The 18840-nt window shown below is 68.8% G+C and carries 13 protein-coding genes; 1 reads left to right on the top strand and 12 read right to left on the bottom strand.

What is annotated here, in order from left to right:
• Positions 1 to 83: 83 nt before the first annotated feature.
• The 12 genes from Vse01_RS00885 to chvE all read right to left on the bottom strand — a co-directional run bounded on the left by Vse01_RS00885 (position 84) and on the right by chvE (position 16964).
• Positions 84 to 2180 (bottom strand): family 43 glycosylhydrolase, encoded by a 2097-nt coding sequence (locus Vse01_RS00885; RefSeq protein ID WP_093402216.1) that lies wholly within the window; start codon positions 2178 to 2180, stop codon positions 84 to 86.
• A 381-nt stretch (positions 2181 to 2561) separates the two neighbouring features.
• Positions 2562 to 4064 carry an L-arabinose isomerase gene (gene araA, locus Vse01_RS00880; protein WP_093402215.1) on the bottom strand — a complete coding sequence of 501 codons (1503 nt, stop codon included), beginning with the start codon at positions 4062 to 4064 and terminating at the stop codon, positions 2562 to 2564.
• A gap of 27 nt (positions 4065 to 4091) precedes the next feature.
• The gene (gene yjfF / locus Vse01_RS00875; RefSeq protein WP_093402214.1) at positions 4092 to 5078 is read right to left on the bottom strand and encodes a galactofuranose ABC transporter, permease protein YjfF; all 987 of its coding nucleotides are present in this window, start codon (positions 5076 to 5078) and stop codon (positions 4092 to 4094) included.
• Between the two features lie 76 nt (positions 5079 to 5154).
• Complete coding sequence (locus tag Vse01_RS00870; protein ID WP_093402213.1) at positions 5155 to 6228, bottom strand: ABC transporter permease; 1074 nt, start codon at positions 6226 to 6228, stop codon at positions 5155 to 5157.
• The gene (locus tag Vse01_RS00865; protein ID WP_093402212.1) at positions 6225 to 7766 is read right to left on the bottom strand and encodes a sugar ABC transporter ATP-binding protein; all 1542 of its coding nucleotides are present in this window, start codon (positions 7764 to 7766) and stop codon (positions 6225 to 6227) included. The genes Vse01_RS00870 and Vse01_RS00865 overlap by 4 nt, the downstream gene beginning before the upstream one ends.
• Before the next feature lie 179 nt (positions 7767 to 7945).
• Positions 7946 to 8950, bottom strand: a complete 1005-nt coding sequence (locus Vse01_RS00860) for an ABC transporter substrate-binding protein (RefSeq protein ID WP_373870606.1) — start codon at positions 8948 to 8950, stop codon at positions 7946 to 7948.
• Positions 8951 to 9071: 121 nt separating this feature from the next.
• Positions 9072 to 9764, bottom strand: coding sequence for an L-ribulose-5-phosphate 4-epimerase (locus tag Vse01_RS00855; protein ID WP_232511079.1), 693 nt, complete (start codon positions 9762 to 9764; stop codon positions 9072 to 9074).
• Positions 9761 to 11431: a ribulokinase gene (gene araB / locus Vse01_RS00850; protein WP_093402461.1), complete on the bottom strand. Its 1671-nt coding sequence runs from the start codon at positions 11429 to 11431 to the stop codon at positions 9761 to 9763. Before araB ends, Vse01_RS00855 begins: the two co-directional genes overlap by 4 nt.
• Before the next feature lie 167 nt (positions 11432 to 11598).
• Complete coding sequence (locus tag Vse01_RS00845) at positions 11599 to 12852, bottom strand: ROK family transcriptional regulator (protein ID WP_093402210.1); 1254 nt, start codon at positions 12850 to 12852, stop codon at positions 11599 to 11601.
• A 109-nt stretch (positions 12853 to 12961) separates the two neighbouring features.
• On the bottom strand, positions 12962 to 14209 hold the full coding sequence (gene mmsB / locus Vse01_RS00840) for a multiple monosaccharide ABC transporter permease (protein ID WP_093402209.1): 1248 nt from the start codon (positions 14207 to 14209) through the stop codon (positions 12962 to 12964).
• Positions 14206 to 15753, bottom strand: coding sequence for a multiple monosaccharide ABC transporter ATP-binding protein (gene mmsA / locus Vse01_RS00835; RefSeq protein WP_093402208.1), 1548 nt, complete (start codon positions 15751 to 15753; stop codon positions 14206 to 14208). The genes mmsB and mmsA overlap by 4 nt, the downstream gene beginning before the upstream one ends.
• A gap of 80 nt (positions 15754 to 15833) precedes the next feature.
• Positions 15834 to 16964 carry a multiple monosaccharide ABC transporter substrate-binding protein gene (gene chvE / locus Vse01_RS00830; protein WP_093402207.1) on the bottom strand — a complete coding sequence of 377 codons (1131 nt, stop codon included), beginning with the start codon at positions 16962 to 16964 and terminating at the stop codon, positions 15834 to 15836.
• A 505-nt stretch (positions 16965 to 17469) separates the two neighbouring features.
• Between chvE and Vse01_RS00825 the strand changes: the two genes are divergently transcribed.
• Positions 17470 to 18780 (top strand): hypothetical protein, encoded by a 1311-nt coding sequence (locus tag Vse01_RS00825; RefSeq protein WP_139233090.1) that lies wholly within the window; start codon positions 17470 to 17472, stop codon positions 18778 to 18780.
• The last annotated feature ends 60 nt before the right edge of the window (positions 18781 to 18840 follow it).

Below are 18840 nucleotides of genomic sequence, written 5' to 3'. Positions count from 1 at the left end.
GCCCGCTCGGCGGGCAGGCGACAGGCCCCGGTCCGTGGGTGGCGACCCGGCATCGGTACGACGCCGGACCGTCCACCGTCACCTCATGGCGTGGCCAACTCGAAACGGCGAACCGTCACCGATCCGCCCAACGCCTGGGTGGCGTAGTTGAAGATGGCGAACCGGTAACCCATGAAGAACGTCCAGTTGTTGTTGAGCGTCAGGGCGTTGCCCAGCGGGACGAAATTGACCCCGTCGGTGCTGTAGGAGAAACGCGCCTGCCGACCGGAGCCGGGCCGGATGTCGGCGTTGGCCCGCAGCCAGATCCGCCCACCGGAGACCGCGGCGCTGGCGATCTCGCTACCGGTGCTGCTGGTGTCCCAGTTGCTGTTCATGTTCAGCCCGTTGGTCATCACCACCCGGGTGGCACCGTTGTCCCGCCGGACGCCGATCCACGCCGAGACGTCCCGCAGCATGGCCAGGCCGGTACGATCGCCGTCGCGCATCGTCGAGTAGTCGATCTCGACCGTGCCGGTCGAGGTCGGCCCCTGGATTCGGTGGGTGATCGTGTTGCGTGCCCGGTAGAGGTCGTTGGTCACGGTGGCGGTCTGCAACCGAAGCCCGTTGTTCACCGACCACCGGCTGTTGTCGGGGTTGTGGTTCCACTCGTACTGCGGACCGAGGGTGGTGCCGGTGAACGTGTCGACGCCGGTGAGCGGCTTGACCGGACGCAACGGCAGCGGGTTCGGGTAGTTGACGCCCCAGGCGCCGTTGACCGTCTGCACCTGCGGCCAGCCGTCCGCGGTCCAGTTGATCGGCGCGAGGGTCGGCATCCGGCCGCCCGGGTACGCGTCGGTGAATGCCATGTAGTACCAGGATCCGTTCGGCAGCTGCACCAGCCCGCCCTGGTGGGGCACCCCGCCGCCGGAGATCGGGCCCTGCATGTTGAGCAGCACCTGGCGCTGCTCGTAGGGGCCGAAGGGGCCGTTTGTGGACTTGAGCACGTACTGGCCGTTGGCCGGGCGGGTCAGCCAGATGTAGTAGGCGCCGTTGCGCTTGTAGAAGCGCGCGCCCTCCAGGGTGCCGATGCTCGACGGCGTCTGGTAGACCTGCTGGGCCCGGACCTGGCTGCGCCCGTCGGCGGAGAGCTGAGCCACGCTGATGGTGCCGTTGCCGTACGCGACGTACATGGTGTCGTTGTCGTCGATCAGCATCCCGGCGTCGTAGTAGCACTGCGGCAGGGTCGCGTGCCGGCTCCAGGTACCGTCGACGGCCGTCGCGGTGTAGATGTGGGTCTGGGCGAAGTTGATGCACCCGGCCCAGTAGTAGGTCTGGTTGCTCGGCCGGTAGTTCAGCGTCGAGGCCCAGATGCCCTCCACGTACGCCTGCTGCCCGGCGGGCAGGTCGTACTTGGTGCCGAAGTCCAGACGGGGTACCGAGTGCCCGGCGAACTCCCAGTTCACCAGGTCGTACGAGCGCAGGATCGGGGCGCCGGGCGAGTAGTGCATGGTGGAGGCGGTCATGTAGTACACCTCGCCGACCCGGATGACCTCGACGTCGGCGAAGTCCTGCCAGACGACGGGGTTGGTGAAGCTGCCGCCGGGGGGCGGGTCGGTGGGGTTGCCGCCGCCGTCGACGCGGACGAGTTGCCACTGCTGGTTGGCGCCGCCCCAGTCGTCGTACTGCACGATGTTGCCGCCGTCGGCGGTCGAGGCGTTCTGCACCTCCATCACCTTGTTGGAGTTGCGGTTGATCAGCCGTACGTAGCCACCTGCCGAGTCGGCCAGTCGGAACTGCTGGTTGGTCCCGTTGTGGTCGGACCACTGCACGATCGAGGCGCCGTTGGCGGTGGAGAAGTTGTAGACGTCGAGCACCTTGCCCGAGTGCCGCGACTTGAGCCGGTAGTAGCCGCCGCCGGAGTCGACGAACTGCCACTGCTGCTGGTTTCCGTCGTTACGCGACCACTGGGTGATCCGGGCTCCGTCGTTGGTGGCCAGGTTGTAGACGTCGAGAGCCTTGCCGCTGTTACGGTTGACCAGCACGTACCAGGCGTTGGTGTCCACCGTGGCCGCGGCCGCGGGCGATGGCGCCACCGCGGCGAGGGAGCCGCCCACCACCATCGCCGTCAGGATGGCCGCCGCGCGCGACAGCCAGCCGCGCCGGCCCGGCGCGGTCCGTGGGACCTCACCATTGGCAATCATGATTCTCCTTCGGGATACGAGCAGAACGAACAGGACGGCTCCTCTGCGGCCTACGCCGTCGCTGATCCGGTGCGGCGTGTGATCGCTAACATGACCGCCCTGCCCAAGGGAGAGATCAGGTGACCACCAGCTTCACAGCAACGTGGCGCGTCCCGGACGGCCACAGATATCGTCCGTCTTCACTACGACTGTGAGCGATAACACGGCCTTCGTCAAGACGTAACATCAACGACGCCGTACGGCTCGCAGAAGCCTGCTCGCGGTCCCCGGCCGGCGGGGTGGCGCGCCGGCCGGGGACCCTGCCACCCGCGGGCGCGGGCAGCCGCTGGCGGGGCGGAGAGGCCGCTACGGCAGCTCCGCCACACCAGCGTCAGCGGGCGGTCAGAACCCCCGGGCCAGCCGGTAGTACGCCTGGTTCCAGCGCAGCTCGTCGGCGAACCGCCGGGGATCGGTCTCGGCGTCGATGACGACGAGTTCGGTACGGCTCATCTCGGCGAGGTCGTGCAACTCCTCCACCCCGACCGCCTGGGACAACACGGTGTGGTGGGGCGCGCCAGCGGTGATCCACGCTTCGGCGGAGCCGGGCAGGTGCGGTCGCGGCCGCCAGACCGCCCGGGCGACCGGCAACCGGCGCAGTGGTTGCGGTGGGGAGACCACGTCGACCTCGTTGGCCACCAGCCGGAAACGCTCGCCCATGTCCGCCAGGCCGAGCACCACCGCCGGCCCCGGCGCGGCGTCGAAGACCAGCCGGACGGGATCCTCACGACCGCCGATGCTCAGCGGATGGATCTCCACGTTCGGCACGTCACCGGCGATCGACGGGCAGACCTCGAGCATGTGGGCACCGAGCACCAGTTCCTCGCCGGGGGTGAGGTCGTAGGTGTAGTCCTCCATGAACGAGGTTCCGCCCTCGGTGCCGACGGCCATCGCCTTGAGGGTGTGCACCAGCACCGAGGTCTTCCAGTCGCCCTCGCCGCCGAAGCCGTAGCCGTCGGCCATCAGTCGCTGCACCGCGATGCCGGGCAGTTGACGCAGCCCGCCCAGGTCCTCGAAGTTGGTGGTGAAGGCGCGGAAGCCACCGGCGTCCAGGAAGGTGCGCAGCCCCAGCTCCAGCCGGGCGGCGTACCGCAGCGAATCGTGCCGCTCGCCGCCGGGTCGTAGCTCGCGGGCGACCCGGAAGGTGTCGTCGTACTCCTTGACCAGATCGTCGATCTGCGCCTCGGACACCTCGTCGACCACCCGCACCAGGTCGTTGACCCCGTACGTGTTCACCGAGACGCCGAAGCGCAGCTCCGCCTCGACCTTGTCCCCCTCGGTGACGGCCACGTCGCGCATGTTGTCGCCGAATCGCGCCAGCCGCAGCGAGCGCATGGCCGACCAGCCGATCGCCGCCCGGGTCCAGGCACCGACGCGGGAGACCACCCGGGGGTCGGAGACGTGCCCGGCGACCGTCTTGCGGGCCACCCCGAGCCGGGTCTGGATGTACCCGAACTCCCGGTCGCCGTGCGCGGCCTGGTTGAGGTTCATGAAATCCATGTCGATCTCGTCCCACGGCAGCAGGACGTTGGCCTGGGTGTGCAGGTGCAGCAACGGCGTCTGCAACGCGTCCAGGCCCGAGATCCACATCTTCGCTGGCGAGAAGGTGTGCATCCAGGCGATCACCCCGACCGCCCCCTGCGACGCGGCATCCCGGCAGGTCCGCAGGATGTCGGCGCTGGTGGTCAGGACCGGCTTCCAGACCACCCGGGCGGGAATGTGCGGCGATTCGTCGAGCAGAGCGGCGATCTGACGGGACTGGTCGGCCACCTGCCGGAGCGTGTCCTCGCCGTACATTGCCTGGCTTCCGGTGAGGAACCAGACCTCGGGTTCAGGGTGTGTTGCCATGGGAGTTGCCTTCCGCGAGAGGGGCGGTCACTTGTAGCGGATGCCGATGAGGCGCTGGAGCAGGATGAACGCGAAGAGCAGGCCTCCGATCACGATCTTGGTCCACCAGGAGTTGAGGCTGCCGTCGAAGGTGATCAAGGTCTGGATCACGCCGAGTACCAGCACACCGAGCACCGTGCCGAAGATGTACCCCGAGCCACCGGTGAGCACCGTGCCACCGATGACCACGGCCGCGATCACGTCGAGTTCCATCCCGATGGCGATCAACGGGGCGCCGGACAGCGTGTAGAAGGAGAGCAGGATCCCGCCGATCGCCGCGCACAGGCCACTGATGGTGTAGACCGCGATCCGGGTCCGGCCCACCGGCAGCCCCATCAGCAGCGCCGACTGCGGGTTGCCGCCGATCGCGTAGACGTTGCGTCCCAGTCGCGTGTACGCCAGCACGTACGCGGCGATCAGGACCACCGCGAACGCCACAAGCACGCTGATCGAGACGAAGTTGCCCCGGGGATCGCCGATCCGGTACTGCGACATCGTGGTCCAGAACCCGTCGGTGATCGGAATCGACGCGTCGCTGATGAACGTGCACATGCCCCGGGCGAAGAACATCCCGGCCAGGGTGACGATGAAGGGCTGGATGTCGAAGAAATGGATCGCGCAGCCCATCAGGAACCCGAGCGTCGGCCCGATCAGCAGGGCGATCACCAGCACCAGCAACGCGGGCAGCCCGGACTGCAACAACCAGGCCGAGACCATCGCGGTCATCGCCGCCACCGAGCCGACCGACAGGTCGATACCGCCGGTGAGGATCACGAAGGTCATCCCGACGGCGATGACGAGTAGGAAACCGTTATCGATGAAGACGTTGAAAACCACCTGGACGTTGGAGAACGCCCGGTACTGGGACACACCGATGCCGTACATCACCAACAGCAGCGCCAACGTCGCCAGCACCGGCATGTGCCGCCGAGGCAGCTTGGCCCAACTCGGAGCGGAGATCGGGAAAGTACTCATGCCGACACTCCGCTCCGCTCCGTGCCGCCATGAGGCACCAACACCCTGAACTGACGATTCGCTCGCTGACGCTCGCTCATGCCGGCACCTGCTCCTTCTGCCGCTGCGGAGACGGCTGGGGCGGCGGCGGTGCCCCGGGCCGTCGACGGCGGAACTTCGCCCGGAAGGCCGGCGCCTGGATGAGGCAGACGGCGATGACGACTACCGCTTTGAACAGCAGCGCCGTCTGGGGTGAGATGTTCATGGCGTACACCGTGGTGGTGAGGGTCTGGATGATCAGGGCGCCGAGGATGGTGCCGCCGAGGTAGAACCGGCCACCGGCGAGCGAGGTGCCGCCGATGACGACCGCGAGGATCGCGTCCAGCTCCACCCACAGGCCGGTGTTGTTGCCGTCGGCGCTGGAGACGTTGGCGGTCATCATGAACCCGGCGATCGCGGCACAGGCGGCGCTGACCACGTAGACGAGGAAGACGACCCGACCGGACCGGATGCCGGCCAGCCGGCTGGCCTCCCGGTTACCGCCGACCGACTCGACGATCATGCCGAGCGCGGTACGGCGGGTGAACGCCGCGACGAGTAGGGCCGCGGCCAGGGCGATGAAGATCGCCAGGGGCAGGGTCAACAGGTGCCCCAGCCCGATCGCCCGGTACGGCCCGGAGTTGATGGTGATGATCTGGCCCTCGGCGATCAACTGTGCGAGGCCCCGACCGGCCACCATCAGGATGAGCGTGGCGATGATCGGTTGGATGCCGATGACGGAGACCAGGACCCCGTTCCAGGCACCGAGCACCAGCGCGACCCCGAGCGCCATCGCGAGCGCGGTCAGCACGGTGACGAGGTTGTTCTGGTCCGGTGCCCGACTGATGTAGAGGCAGGCGATGGCGCCGCTGATCGCGCAGAGCGAGCCGACCGACAGGTCGATGCCGCCGGTCGAGATCACCAGGGTCATGCCCAGCGCGACCAGGATCAGCGGGGCGCTCAACCGCAGGATGTCGATCGGGGTGCCGTACAGGTGCCCGTTGTTGACCTCGATGGCCAGGAACCCCGGACGGTAGATGGTGTTGGCCGCCAACATGACCACGAGCACGGCGACCGGCCAGAAGAGCCGGTGGCCGAGCATGGTACGGAAGCGGTTCCCGGCGTCGCTCATCGGCTCGCCTCCTCACGCTCGGTCCCGCTGGCGATGGTCTGCATGACGCGGTCGGCATCCACAGTGTCGTCGTTGTCGAGCTGGGCGACCAGTTCCCGGTCGCGCATCACCGCGATCTTGTGGCTGAGACGCAGCACCTCCTCCAGCTCGGCGGAGATGAACAGCACCGCCATCCCACCGTCGGAGAGCTCCACCACCAGCCTCTGGATCTCGGCCTTCGCGCCGATGTCGATTCCCCGGGTCGGCTCGTCGAGGATTAGCAGTCGCGGCTCGGTGATCAGCCAGCGGGCCAGCAGAACCTTCTGCTGGTTGCCGCCGGAGAGGTTGCGCACCGGCATGTCCGGGTTGGCCGGACGGATGCTCAACGCCTTGATGTACCGGTCGACCAGCTCGTCCTGGCGGCGACGTGGGATCGGGCGCAGCCAGCCCCGGGCGGCCTGCATGGCCAGGATCATGTTCTCCCGGACCGACAGGTCGCCGATGATCCCCTCCGCACGGCGGTTCTCCGAGCAGAAACCGATGCCCCGCTCGATCGCCTGCACCGGGTTGCGCAGGCCGGTCCGGGCGCCGTCCACCTGGACCTCGCCGCGGTCGGCCCGATCAGCACCGAACAACAGCCGCGCCACCTCGGTACGCCCGGAGCCGAGCAGCCCGGCCAGGCCGACCACCTCACCGGCGTGGATGGTCAGGCTGAACGGGGCGACCGCGCCCCTGCGCCCGAGCTGCGACACCTGGACGAACGGGGCGCCGCTCTCGATGGCCGCCGTCGTCGGCCGGGGCTGCTCGTCGATCCGATCGAGGACGTCGAGCTCCTTGCCGATCATCTTCTCCACCAGCGCCAGCTGCGGCAGCTCGGCGATCGGGTACTCCCCCACCAGCGTGCCGTTACGCAGCACGGTGATCCGGTCGGCGATGCCATAGACCTGGTCGAGGAAGTGGGTCACGAAGAGGATGGCGATGCCCTCGTCCCGCAACTGCCGCATGATCCGGAACAGTTGCGCGACCTCGCCGGCGTCCAGGCTGGAGGTCGGCTCGTCCAGGATCAGCACCCGGGCCTGTACGTCGATCGCCCGAGCGATCGCCACCATCTGCTGCACGGCCAGCGAGTAACTCGCCACCGGCGCGGTGACGTCGATGTCGAGGTCCAGCCGGGCGAGCAGCTGTCGGGCCCGCCGACGCACCTCGCCCCAGCGGACGGCCCCGAAACGGCGCGGCTCCCGCCCGATGAAGATGTTCTCCGCCACGGACAGGTTCGGGCAGAGATTGACCTCCTGGTAGACCGTGCTGACCCCGGCCGCGGCAGCCTGCATCGGTCCGTTGAAGGCCACCTGCTCGCCGTCGAGGGTGACGTTGCCCTCGTCGATGCCGTAGACGCCTGTCAACACCTTGATCAGGGTCGACTTGCCGGCGCCGTTCTCGCCCATCAGGGCGTGCACCTCGCCAGGAAGGAGCCGGAAGTCGACATTGTGGAGTGCGCGCACCCCGGGAAAGGACTTGCTGATCCCGGTCATCGTCAGGACCGGACGACTATCCGTCATCCCATCGATCCTCTTCTAATTTTCATCGATGCGGAAGGGCCAGTTCTCCCGGCACGCCGCCCGGCCGGCCAGCGGGCCGGCCGGGCGGCGTGGCACGGGACGTCGGGCCGGACGCCCAGTCCGTCAGGAATGGGCGACGCGGCGGGGCCGCCACGTGGGTGCGGCGGCCCCATGCGTCATCAGTACTTGCGGTTGGGCAGGGCCTCCTTGGCCTGCTCCTGGGTGAAGGTAGTCTCCTCGGTCTCGATCCGCGGCGGCACCTCCTCGCCGGCGTGCACCTTCTTGGCCAGGTCCATCAGCTGTGGGCCGAGCAGCGGGCTGCACTCCGCGATGAAGTTGAACTTGCCGTCGGCCAGGGCCTGCATGCCGTCCTTGACCGCGTCGATGGTGATGATGGTGATGTCCTTGCCCGGCTCCTTGCCCGCCGCGGTGATCGCCTCCAGCGCGCCCAGACCCATGTCGTCGTTGTGCGCGAAGAGGACGTCGATCTTCGGGTGGGCCTTCAGGAACTGTTCCATCACCTGCTTGCCGCCCGCGCGGGTGAAGTCACCGGACTGGGAAGCGATGACCTTCAGCTTGGGGTCGGCCGCGATCGCCTCGGCGAAGCCCTTCTTCCGGTCGTTGGCCGGGGCGGAGCCGGTGGTGCCCTGCAACTCGACGATGTTCACGTCGCCGGTCGCGTCCTTCTTGTTCTCCACCAGCCACTCGCCGGAGAGCCGGCCCTCCTTGACGAAGTCAGAGCCGAGGAAGGTCTTGTAGAGCGACTTGTCGGCGGAGTCCACGGCGCGGTCGGTCAGGATGACCGGGATGCCGGCGTCCTTGGCCTCTTTGAGCACCGTGTCCCAGCCCGACTCCACCACCGGCGAGAAGGCGATCACATCGACCTTCTGCTGGATGTAGTTGCGGATGGCCTTGATCTGGTTTTCCTGCTTCTGCTGCGCGTCGTCGAACTTCAGCTCGATGCCGGCCTCGGCCGCCGCCTCCTTGATGGAGTTGGTGTTGGCCGTACGCCAGCCGCTCTCCGCGCCGACCTGGGAGAAGCCCAGGACGAGCTTGCCGTCGTCGCCTCCGTCGCCGCCGCCGGTGTCGCTGTTGCCGCAGGCCGCCACGCCGCCGGCGAGCAGCACGGCGGCGACGACCGCGATGGCGCGCCGACGCGCCATGGGCATTCGCATGTTCCTCATCGGATCTCCTCGGGTGGGGTGCGGTTGTCCACGCCGGCCGCAGAGGTACACGAGCAGCCAGCGCTGGTGGTGCGGAATCTGTGCGTCAGGTGGTGCCAGGCGACCCGGTTCACCGGGTCGGTCAGGAGTTCGCCGGGGGCGAAGAACGTTGGCCGTAGACGTTCTGGTAGCGGTCGTAGAGGGCGTCGATGTCGGCCTGCGCCATCGGCACCGGTTGCCCGAGCGCGCGCGCCAGGTGCGCGGTTCGGGCGACGTCCTCACACATCACCGCGGCCTTGACCGCGGCCCGGGCGTTGCGCCCGATGGTGAAGACGCCGTGGTTGCGCATCAGCACCGCGGGCGATCGGTGCCCGGTGAGGGTGCTGACGATCCCCTTGCCGATATCGTCGCCGCCGATCAGGGCGAACGGGCCCACGGGGATCTCCCCGCCGAACTCGTCGGCCTGCGCGGTGAGGTGGCACGGGATCGACTCGCCCCGCGCCGCCCAGGCGGTGGCGTACGTGCTGTGGGTGTGCACGACGCCGCCCACCTCGGGCATGGCGCGGTAGACGTAGGCGTGCGCCGCGGTGTCGCTCGACGGCGACAGTTCCCCCTCGACCGGCACGCCGTCGAGGTCGCAGAGCACCATGTTGTCGGCCGACAGGTCGTCGTAGTCGACGCCGCTCGGCTTGATCACCATCAGCTCGTGCCCGGGTACCCGGGCGGAGACGTTGCCGGCCGTCCAGGCGACCAGACCGTACCGGGTCAGTTCGCCGTGCAGCCGGGCCACGCTCTCGCGCAATTCGCTGATCTGTCGGCTCACTTCGACGTTCACGCGAAGACCTCCTGCTGCGACGTAGCCGACTCCACGGCCGCGTTGCGGATCGCCCGCAGCCGCAGCATCACGTCGTTGGCCCCGCGACCGAAGTGGTCGTGCAGCGCCCGGTACTCGGCGTAGAGGGCGTCGTAGGCGCGTACCCGGTCCGGGTCCGGCTGGTAGACCGCCGCCGATATCCGCCCCATCACCTGCGACGCGTGATGGATCGAGGGGTGGGCGCCGGCGGCCACGGCGGCGTGGATCGCCGAACCGAGCGCCGGCCCCTGCGCGGAGCCGATGATGCCCAACGGCCGGTTGGTGACGTCGGCGTAGATCTGCATCAGCAGCTCGTTCGACGTGAGGCCACCGGCGATCACCAGGTCGTCGACCGGCACGCCGGCCTCGACGAACGCCTCGATGATCATCCTGGTGCCGTACGCCGTCGCCTCCAGCAGGGCCCGGTAGACGTCCTCCGGGCGGGTGGCCAGGGTCAGCCCGACGATCAACCCGCTGAGGTCGTGGTTGACCAGCAGCGACCGGTTGCCGTTCCACCAGTCCAGCGCGACCAGGCCGTGCGCGCCGACGGGCTGCGCGGCGGCCAGCTCGGTGAGTCGCTCGTGCGAGTCGACGCCAGCCGGCGCGGCGTGCTTGACGAACCAGCCGAAGATGTCGCCGACACCACTCTGCCCGGCCTCGTAGCCCCACGCACCTGAGCTGATGCCACCGTCGACCACCCCGCACATCCCGGCCACCTCGGCGAGATCGGTGCCGTTGACCACGTGACAGGTCGAGGTACCCATGATCGCCACCAGCCGGCCCGGGTCGAGCGCCTGGGCGGCGGCCGCGGTCACGTGCGCGTCGACGTTGCCGACCGCGACGGCGATCCCCTCCGGCAGCCCCGTCCAGGCCGCGGCACGGGCGGTGAGTCCACCGGCCCGGGCGGCGAGGGGCATCAGCGGGCCGTCCAGTTTGGCCACGAAGTCACCGAAACCGGGGTTGAGCGCCGTGAGGTACTCCGCCGACGGGTAGCTGCCGTCCTGGTGGATGCCCTTGTAGCCGGCGGTGCAGACGTTGCGGGTCTCGACACCGCACAACTGCCAGATGATCCAGTCCGCCGCCTCGATGAACCGCTCGGCCCGGTGGTAGACCTCCGGATCCTCCTCCAGGATCTGCAAGCCCTTGGCGAACTGCCACTCGGCGGAGATCTTCCCGCCGTAGCGACCGATCCAGGGCTCGCCACGTTCGTGGGCCAACGCGTTGATCCGGTCGGCGTGCGGCTGGGCGGCGTGGTGCTTCCAGAGCTTCACCCAGGAGTGCGGACGCTGCCGCAGCTCCGGCACCTCGCACAACGGCGTACCGTCGGCCAGCGTCGGCAGCACGGTGCAGGCGGTGAAGTCGGTGCCGATGCCGACCACGTCGCCCGGGTCGATCCCGGCGGCGGCCACCGCCGCCGGCACCGCGTGGCGCAGCACGTCGCGGTAGTCCTCCGGGTCCTGCAACGCCCAGTCCGGCGGCAGCGGCGTACCCCCGTCCGGCAGCGCTGAGCTGATCACCGCGTTGCGGTACTCGTGCACCGCGGTCCCCAGCTCGGCACCGTCGCGGACGCGGACCACCAGGGCCCGCCCCGACAGGGTGCCGTAGTCGACGCCGACGACGTACTTGTCGCCCGCTGCCACACCGCTCATCTTCACCTCCGGCCGATGACGGACCTCAGTGTTAACGCTCACATCCGATGTCGTCAAGACACCTCCCGGCAACAGCTCCGTAACGGACTGCATGGTCGCAGGCCCACCCGCCGGTCGGCTACCCCATGCCACCGGCCCGACCGCGTCGTCGGCGCCGGCCGCCCTGCTCAGACCTGTTGTCGCCGCCGGAAACCCGGCACCGGCGCGGACGTCGGCACGCCGACCTCCGGCGACACCGGTGCGGTCAGCGCCGCCAACGGATCGTCGAGCAGCCGGGCGAAACCGAGTTCCGCCGCGCCGACCAGGGTGGCGTCGTCGCCGAGGGCCGCGGTGCGCAGCCGGACCGTCTCCCGGGCCACCGGCAGCACGTGCCGGGCGATGCGACCGCGTACCTGGGCGGCGGCCCCCGGGTAGAGGTCGCACAGCATCCCGCCGAAGACCACCACACCCGGGTTGAACAGATTGATCAGATTCGCGACCCCGATGCCGAGCCAGTCGCCGATCCGGCGCAGCGCCTCCCGCGCCATCGGATCCCCACGGTCGGCGTCGTCGGCCACCGTCCGGACGGCAGCACGCCCGAACAGCTCGGCGGGCCGACCGGCGGCATCGAGCAGGGCCCGCTCCCCCACCTCCGCCTCCAGGCAGCCGCGCGAGCCGCAACCACAGGGCCGGCCGTCGTACGGGTTGACCACCATGTGCCCCAACTCGCAGCCGTAGCCGCTGTCGCCGCCCAGCAGCCGCCCGCCGACGATGATTCCGCCGCCGACGCCGACGTCACCGTGCAGGTACACGAGATCGTCGAGGCCGACACCCGCGCCGCGCTGCTGTTCCGCCTGCGCACCGAGGTGGGCCTCGTTGCCCACCGACACCGGCAGGCCGAGCCCGAGGCGGCGGCCGAGTTCGTCGCCGAACGCCTGGTCGACCCAACCCAGGTCGGGCCCGTACCGCACCATCCCGTCGCCCGGCCGGATCATGCCGCAGTACGACGCGCCCACGCCGACGCAGCAGGCGCCCGGCGGTGCCGCCCGGTGCAGCTGGCGGCCGAACCGGGCGAGGACCGTGACCACGTCGTGCAGGTCCGGCCCGGCGCGCGGACGCACCGCCTCCCGCCGGTCCAGGATCCTTCCGCCGAGCCCGACCCGGGCAGCGACCAGCCGGTCCACGGCGACGTCGAACGCCAGGACGTAGCAGCGCTCGGACGCCGGTCGCACCACAAGTGACGGGCGTCCGGCACGGCCGGTGTCCACCGGTGAATCCTCACCGACGAGACCGAGCCGGCTCAGCTCGGTGGTCAACGCCATGATGGTGCTGCGGTTCAGGCCCATCCTTTCGCTGAGCTCGGCCCGGGACAGCGGGCCGCGGAGATGCACGTGCCGCAGCAGCGCGCCGGCGTTGCGCCGCCGAATCTCCTCCTGGACCAATCCGACCTCCGCAGGTCAGCTCCGAGCGACGCGGAGCCGACCCGAGGAAGTGTTTCCACACCGCGACCCGACGTCAAGCGCCGGCCCGCGCCCCGAAGCTGGCGGTCGCTCAGCGGCTCGCGCCGGCGCGGCGCTTGTTGTAGACGTCGAAGGCCACGGCGACCAGCAGCACGAGGCCCTTGACCACCGACTGCAACGACTGGTCCACACCCATCAGCTGCATCCCGTTGCTCATCACCGCCATGATGAGCCCGCCCACCATCGCGCCGACGACGGTACCGACACCGCCGGTGACCGCCGCACCGCCGATGAACGCGGCGGCGATCGCGTCGAGTTCGAACATGTTGCCCGCCGCCGGCTGCGCACCGTTGGAGCGGGAGGAGAAGATGATCCCGGCCACCGCGGACAGGAAACCCATGTTCACGAAGATCCAGAAGTTCACCGTGCGGACCTTGACGCCCGACAGCATCGCCGCGGACAGGTTGCCGCCGATCGCGTAGACCTGCCGGCCGAAGACCGTACGCCGGGTGAGCAGCCCGTAGACGAGCACCAGCGCGGCCAGGATGATCAGCACGATCGGCAGGCCACGGGCGTGGGCCAGTTGCCAGGCGAACCACATGACCACGGCACCGACAAGCGCCAGCCGGGCGACGAACAACGCGAAGGACTCGACGGGCTGCTGGTAACGGACGCGCGCCGCGCGGGTACGGAAGCCGCTCACCACGTACCCGGCCACCGCGATGCCGCCGATGAGCAGGGTGAAGGCGTCGTAGCCGTCGCCACCGATGAGTCCGTTGAGGAATCCGGCCGCGATCCGGTTGTACTCGGCCGGGAACGGCGACAGCGAGATGTTGTCGAGCACCCGCAGGGTGAGGCCACGGAACAGCAGCATGCCGGCGAGGGTCACGATGAAGGCCGGGATGCCGACGTACGCCACCCAGAAGCCATGCCAGGCACCGACCGCGAGCCCCACCGCCAGGGCGGCCAGCACGCCGACCCACCACGGTTGTCCCTGCCGGATCACGACCACTGCGGAGACCGCACCGGTCAGCGCCACCACCGAACCGACCGAAAGATCGATGTGCCCGCCGATGATCACGATGACCATGCCGATGGCGAGCACCAGGATGTACGAATACTGAAGGACGATGTTGGTGATGTTGCCCGGGCTCAGCGAGAGACCGTCGGTCAGGAACGCGAACAGGGCGACGATGACGACGAGAGCGACGAAGATGCCGCTCTGCCGCAGATTGTTCAGGATCAGCGTACGTGGGTCGCTGGTGCCGACGTGCAGTGCGGCGGCGGAGGCGCTCTCGGCCGACTTCCGGTCGGTCGAGGAGGGCTTGGTGCTGGTCATCCGACGCTTTCCTTGTCCTTCGCCATGAGTTCCATGAGCTTTTCCTGGGTCGCCTCGGCGACCGGCACCTCGCCGGTGATGCGCCCGGCCGACAACGTGTAGATGCGGTCACACATGCCGAGCAGCTCCGGCAGTTCCGAGGAGATCATGATGACGGCCTTGCCGTCGGCCACCAAGCGGTTGATGATCGTGTAGATCTCGAACTTCGCCCCGACGTCGATTCCCCGGGTCGGCTCGTCCAGGATCAGCACCTCCGGGTCGGTGAACAGCCACTTCGACAGCACGACCTTCTGCTGGTTGCCGCCGGAGAGCTTGCCCACGACCGACATCACGCTCGGCGCCTTGATGTTCATGTCGCGCCGACTGGACTCGGCGACCTTGATCTCCTCGTTGTCGTTCACCCAGCCCAGCCGGGCGAGCCGGCGCAGCCCGGCCGCCGAGACGTTGCGCCGGATGTCCTCGATGAGGTTCAGGCCGAAGCGCTTGCGGTCCTCCGTCGCGTACGCGATGCCGTTGCCGATCGCCTCCGCGACGGTGCGCGCCCTGACCTCCCGGCCGTGCACGAACAGTCGACCGGTGATGTCCCGACCGTACGAGCGCCCGAAGACACTCATCGCCAGTTCGGTACGACCGGCGCCCATCAGTCCGGCGATGCCGACGACCTCGCCGGCGCGCACGTTCAGGCTCGCGCCGTCGACGACCAGGCGGTCCTGGGTCGGGTGCCGCACCGACCAGTCCTCGATGCGCAGCACCTCCTCCCCCGGCGTGGAGACCCGCTCGGGGTAGAAGCTGTTGATGTCGCGGCCGACCATTCCCCGGATGATCCGTTCCTGGGTCATCTCGCCGGAGGCCATCTCGAGCCGTTCCACCGTCCGCCCGTCCCGCAGCACCGTGGTGGAGTCGGCGATCGAGGTGATCTCGTTGAGCTTGTGCGAGATCATGATGCAGGTGATGCCCTCGTCGCGCAGGCGTCGCATCAGGTTGAGCAGGTGGGCCGAGTCGACGTCGTTGAGCGCGGCGGTCGGCTCGTCGAGGATGAGCAGTCGGACCTTCTTGGAGATGGCCTTGGCGATCTCCACGAGTTGCTGCTTGCCCACGCCGAGCTGCACCACCGGCGTGACCGGGTTCTCCGCCAACCCTACCGAGGCGAGCAGTTTCGCCGCCTCGGCGTTGCTGCGGTTCCAGTCGATCAGACCACCGGGCCCGCGCTGCTCGTTGCCGAGGAAGATGTTCTCGGCGATCGACAGGTACGGCACCAGGGCGAGTTCCTGGTGAATGATGACGATGCCCCGCTGCTCGCTGTCGCGGATGCCGCGGAAGTGCACCGGTTCGCCGTCGAGGAGGATCTCGCCGTCGTAGCTGCCGGACGGGTAGACCCCCGAGAGCACCTTCATCAGGGTGGACTTGCCGGCGCCGTTCTCACCGCAGATGGCGTGGATCTCCCCACGGCGTACGGCGAGTGTGACGTCCTGGAGCGCGGCCACGCCCGGGAAGGTCTTGGTGATGCGACGCATCTCGAGGATGTTGTCGTCGGTGCTCACCATCCTGAGCCTCCAGATCGTCGTGGGTGTCAGGGGTGGTGCCGGGCTCGGCCGCGGTAGCGCCGCCGAGCCCGGCGGTGCCGTCAGCCGGCCTGGCCGGCGGCGACCTCCTCGGCGGTGAAGTAGCCCGAGTCGATCAGGACCGGCTTGATGTCGTCCTTGAACACCGTCTGGACCGGCAGCAGGTACGACGGAACGACCTTGACACCGTTGTTGTACGTCTCGGTGTCGTTGGCCTCCGGCGCCTTGTCGGTCAGGAACGCCTCAGCGGCGACGACGGCCTGCTCGGCCAACAGCCGGGTGTCCTTGAAGATGGTGGAGCTCTGCACCCCGTCGTCGATCAGCTTCACCGAGGCGATCTCGGCGTCCTGGCCGGTCACCACGGGGAAGTCCGCCCCCTTGTAGCCGGCGTTCTGCAGGGCGGTGATGATTCCCCGCGACAACCCGTCGTACGGCGACAGCACGCCGTCGACCTTGGTGCCGCCGGTGTAGCTGGAGGTGAGCAGGTCCTCCATCCGCTTCTGCGCGGCCTCCTGCTGCCAGCGCAGGATCGCCACCTGTTCGATGTTGGTCTGCCCGGAGGTCACCTTCAGGGTGCCGTCGTCGATGAACGGCTTGAGGGTGTCCATCGCCCCGTCGAAGAAGAAGTGGGCGTTGTTGTCGTCGAGCGATCCGGCGAACAGCTCGATGTTGAACGGGCCCTTCGCCTCGCCCCGCGCGCCGTCCTTGGTCTGCACGCCGAGACCGACCAGCAGTGCGGTCGCCTGGGCGACACCGACCTTGTAGTTGTCGAAGCTGACGTAGAAGTCGACGTTCGGGCTGTCCCGGATGAGCCGGTCGTAGGCGATCACCGGGATGTCGGCGTCGGCCGCCGCCTGCAACTGCCCGCTCAGCGCCGTGCCGTCGATCGCCGCGATGATGAGCACGTCGGCACCCCGAGTGATCATCTGGTCGACCTGCTGGGACTGGGTGGGGATGTCGTCACCGGCGTACTGGAGGTCGACCTGGTAGCCCTTGGCTTCGAGCTTCTCCTTGACCGAGTTGCCGTCCGCGATCCACCGCTCGGAGGTCTGGGTCGGCATCGAGACGCCGATGGTCAGGTCGCCGGGCTGGTCGCTGTCGTTTCCGCCGCTGCCGGCGCCGTCGCCGCTACAGGCCGCCATGCTCAGCGCCAGGGCGGCGCTACCGAGAGCGGCCAGGACTCTTCTGTTCACTGGCTTCCCCAATCTGGAACTCGCGCCGTCGCACCGGCTGCGCGGGTCGCACTTGGGGCCCAAGTGTTAGCGCTCACAATGCCTAGGTCAACACCTGGTTGGAAATACTGCGGTCACGGTCTCGTAACGAACGCCCCGGTCCCCCATCCGACCGAATCACCGCAGGTCAGGGCGGCGATCACGAGGTGCGACCAGGGCGTCGCGCGGACCTACCGGACGGCGATCATCGACGTCAGAGAATACGGCAAGCCCGGGGCGGCGAAAACCCCAGGGCCGAGCGACGTCCACACCCGACCGTGGCCGCCGGGTGGACCGGTGGCGAGCCGGCGATTCTCCCGAAGATGTGAACACTCGGTTTCGACCCCGTCACCAAAGGCGGCCTTGACATCGATCCGACCGACGCCGATGCTCTGCTAAATCAGTTTAGCGCCCGCTGATTCGGAGCTCGACAGAGCCGCTCCGGCGCGAAGCCGGACCAGACGGACGCGTCCAACGAGGAGGGCCGATGAGACTGCGCAGGACGCTCGTCTCCGTCGCCGCGGTGCTGCTGCTGGCCACGTCCGGCACGGCTGCCTATGCCGCGACCAGGGAACACGGCGGCGGCACCGGTGGCATCCGTAGCGTCACCCCCATCACCACGGTCTACACCTACGGCCAGAAGGTCTCCGCCGTCGCCGTCGAGTACGGTGCGACGGTCAACCCCCGCAAGCTCGACAACTCGACCTTCGCGGTCTCCGACACCAGCTACAACTTCCGCTTCAACCCGATCGAGGATCTGCCCAAGCTGACCGAGCGGAAGATCACCCACACCTACACCAACAGCAGCGCCACGGTCCGCGCCGACCGCCGGTCCGTTCCGGGCCGGTTCGTCATCGTCGAGTTGGACCCGGACCAGAACGCCGGCTGGACGGTCATCGTCTCCAAGTGCCCGACGTTCCTGTGCACGGTGAAGGTGAACCCTGAGCTGCCGACCCGGGTGACCCAGCGCAAGGACGTGCACGCCCAGCCGGGCAAGGGCAAGGGCGCCGGGCCGGTGCTGGCCAAGGGCGCGCCGCGTACCTCGCACGGTGTCACGGAGGCACCGGTGAACCTGCTTGTCGACGAGTTCCGCTACGGCTCGTACCTCAGTGGCGGCATGGTGCTGCCGTACCACTACCACCTGCCGAAGAACTACCAGCCCGGCCGGAAGTACCCGCTGATGGTCGTTCTGCCCGGGCACGGCATGGGCTGGGACGGCGACAACACGGGCGTACAGATCGCCGCCGACATCCCGGCGACGGCCTGGCTCCAGCCGAGCGTCACCGGCAGCCGTGAGGACGTCATCGTGCTCGCCCCGCAGAACCAGCGGGTGGGCGACGTGGCCGAGGCGGAGCTGCTGGTCAAGCTGGTGGAGCAGTTCAGCAAGGACCACGCGGTGGACACCGAGCGGGTGTACGCCACCACGGTCTCGTACGGCTCGCGGCTGTTGTGGGAGGCGTACGCCAAGCGCCCCGACCTGTTCACCGCCGGCCTGGTGACCGGCGGGTTCCAGGTGAGCACCAGCCAGGCGGAGGCCATCGCCGCCGCCGAGATCCCGCTGTGGATCACCCACGGCGTCAACGACCACCTGCTGAACATCTCGCTGGCCCGCAACTCGCGGGCGGCGCTGCGATCGGCGTACGAGGCGCAGGGCAAGACGCCCGAGCAGATCGCCGAGTTGCTGCACTACACCGAGTACGACAACGAGGCGTTCACGCTGCCCGACTACCACGCGGCCTACGGTCCGACGTACGACGACCAGAGCATCCTGCAGTGGCTGCTGGCCCAACGGAAGTGAGTGCCGGCCGGTACTGAGCACACCGGGCTCGCCGGCCGCGACATCCCGTCGCGGCCGGCG

The organism is Micromonospora sediminimaris, from assembly GCF_016863575.1.
Taxonomy (GTDB): Bacteria; Actinomycetota; Actinomycetes; order Mycobacteriales; family Micromonosporaceae; genus Micromonospora; species Micromonospora sediminimaris.
The sequence above is the reverse complement of the archived record's forward strand: the minus strand, read 5'-3'. Positions and strand labels throughout refer to the sequence as shown.

Coding starts and splice junctions, on each gene's coding strand:
- Vse01_RS00885 (WP_093402216.1), bottom strand. CDS start 2,180: ATGATTGCCAATGGTGAGGTCCCACGGACCGCGCCGGGCCGGCGCGGC.
- yjfF (WP_093402214.1), bottom strand. CDS start 5,078: ATGAGTACTTTCCCGATCTCCGCTCCGAGTTGGGCCAAGCTGCCTCGG.
- Vse01_RS00860 (WP_373870606.1), bottom strand. CDS start 8,950: ATGAGGAACATGCGAATGCCCATGGCGCGTCGGCGCGCCATCGCGGTC.
- araA (WP_093402215.1), bottom strand. CDS start 4,064: ATGGCAACACACCCTGAACCCGAGGTCTGGTTCCTCACCGGAAGCCAG.
- araB (WP_093402461.1), bottom strand. CDS start 11,431: ATGAGCGGTGTGGCAGCGGGCGACAAGTACGTCGTCGGCGTCGACTAC.
- mmsB (WP_093402209.1), bottom strand. CDS start 14,209: ATGACCAGCACCAAGCCCTCCTCGACCGACCGGAAGTCGGCCGAGAGC.
- Vse01_RS00825 (WP_139233090.1), top strand. CDS start 17,470: ATGAGACTGCGCAGGACGCTCGTCTCCGTCGCCGCGGTGCTGCTGCTG.
- Vse01_RS00870 (WP_093402213.1), bottom strand. CDS start 6,228: ATGAGCGACGCCGGGAACCGCTTCCGTACCATGCTCGGCCACCGGCTC.
- mmsA (WP_093402208.1), bottom strand. CDS start 15,753: ATGGTGAGCACCGACGACAACATCCTCGAGATGCGTCGCATCACCAAG.
- Vse01_RS00865 (WP_093402212.1), bottom strand. CDS start 7,766: ATGACGGATAGTCGTCCGGTCCTGACGATGACCGGGATCAGCAAGTCC.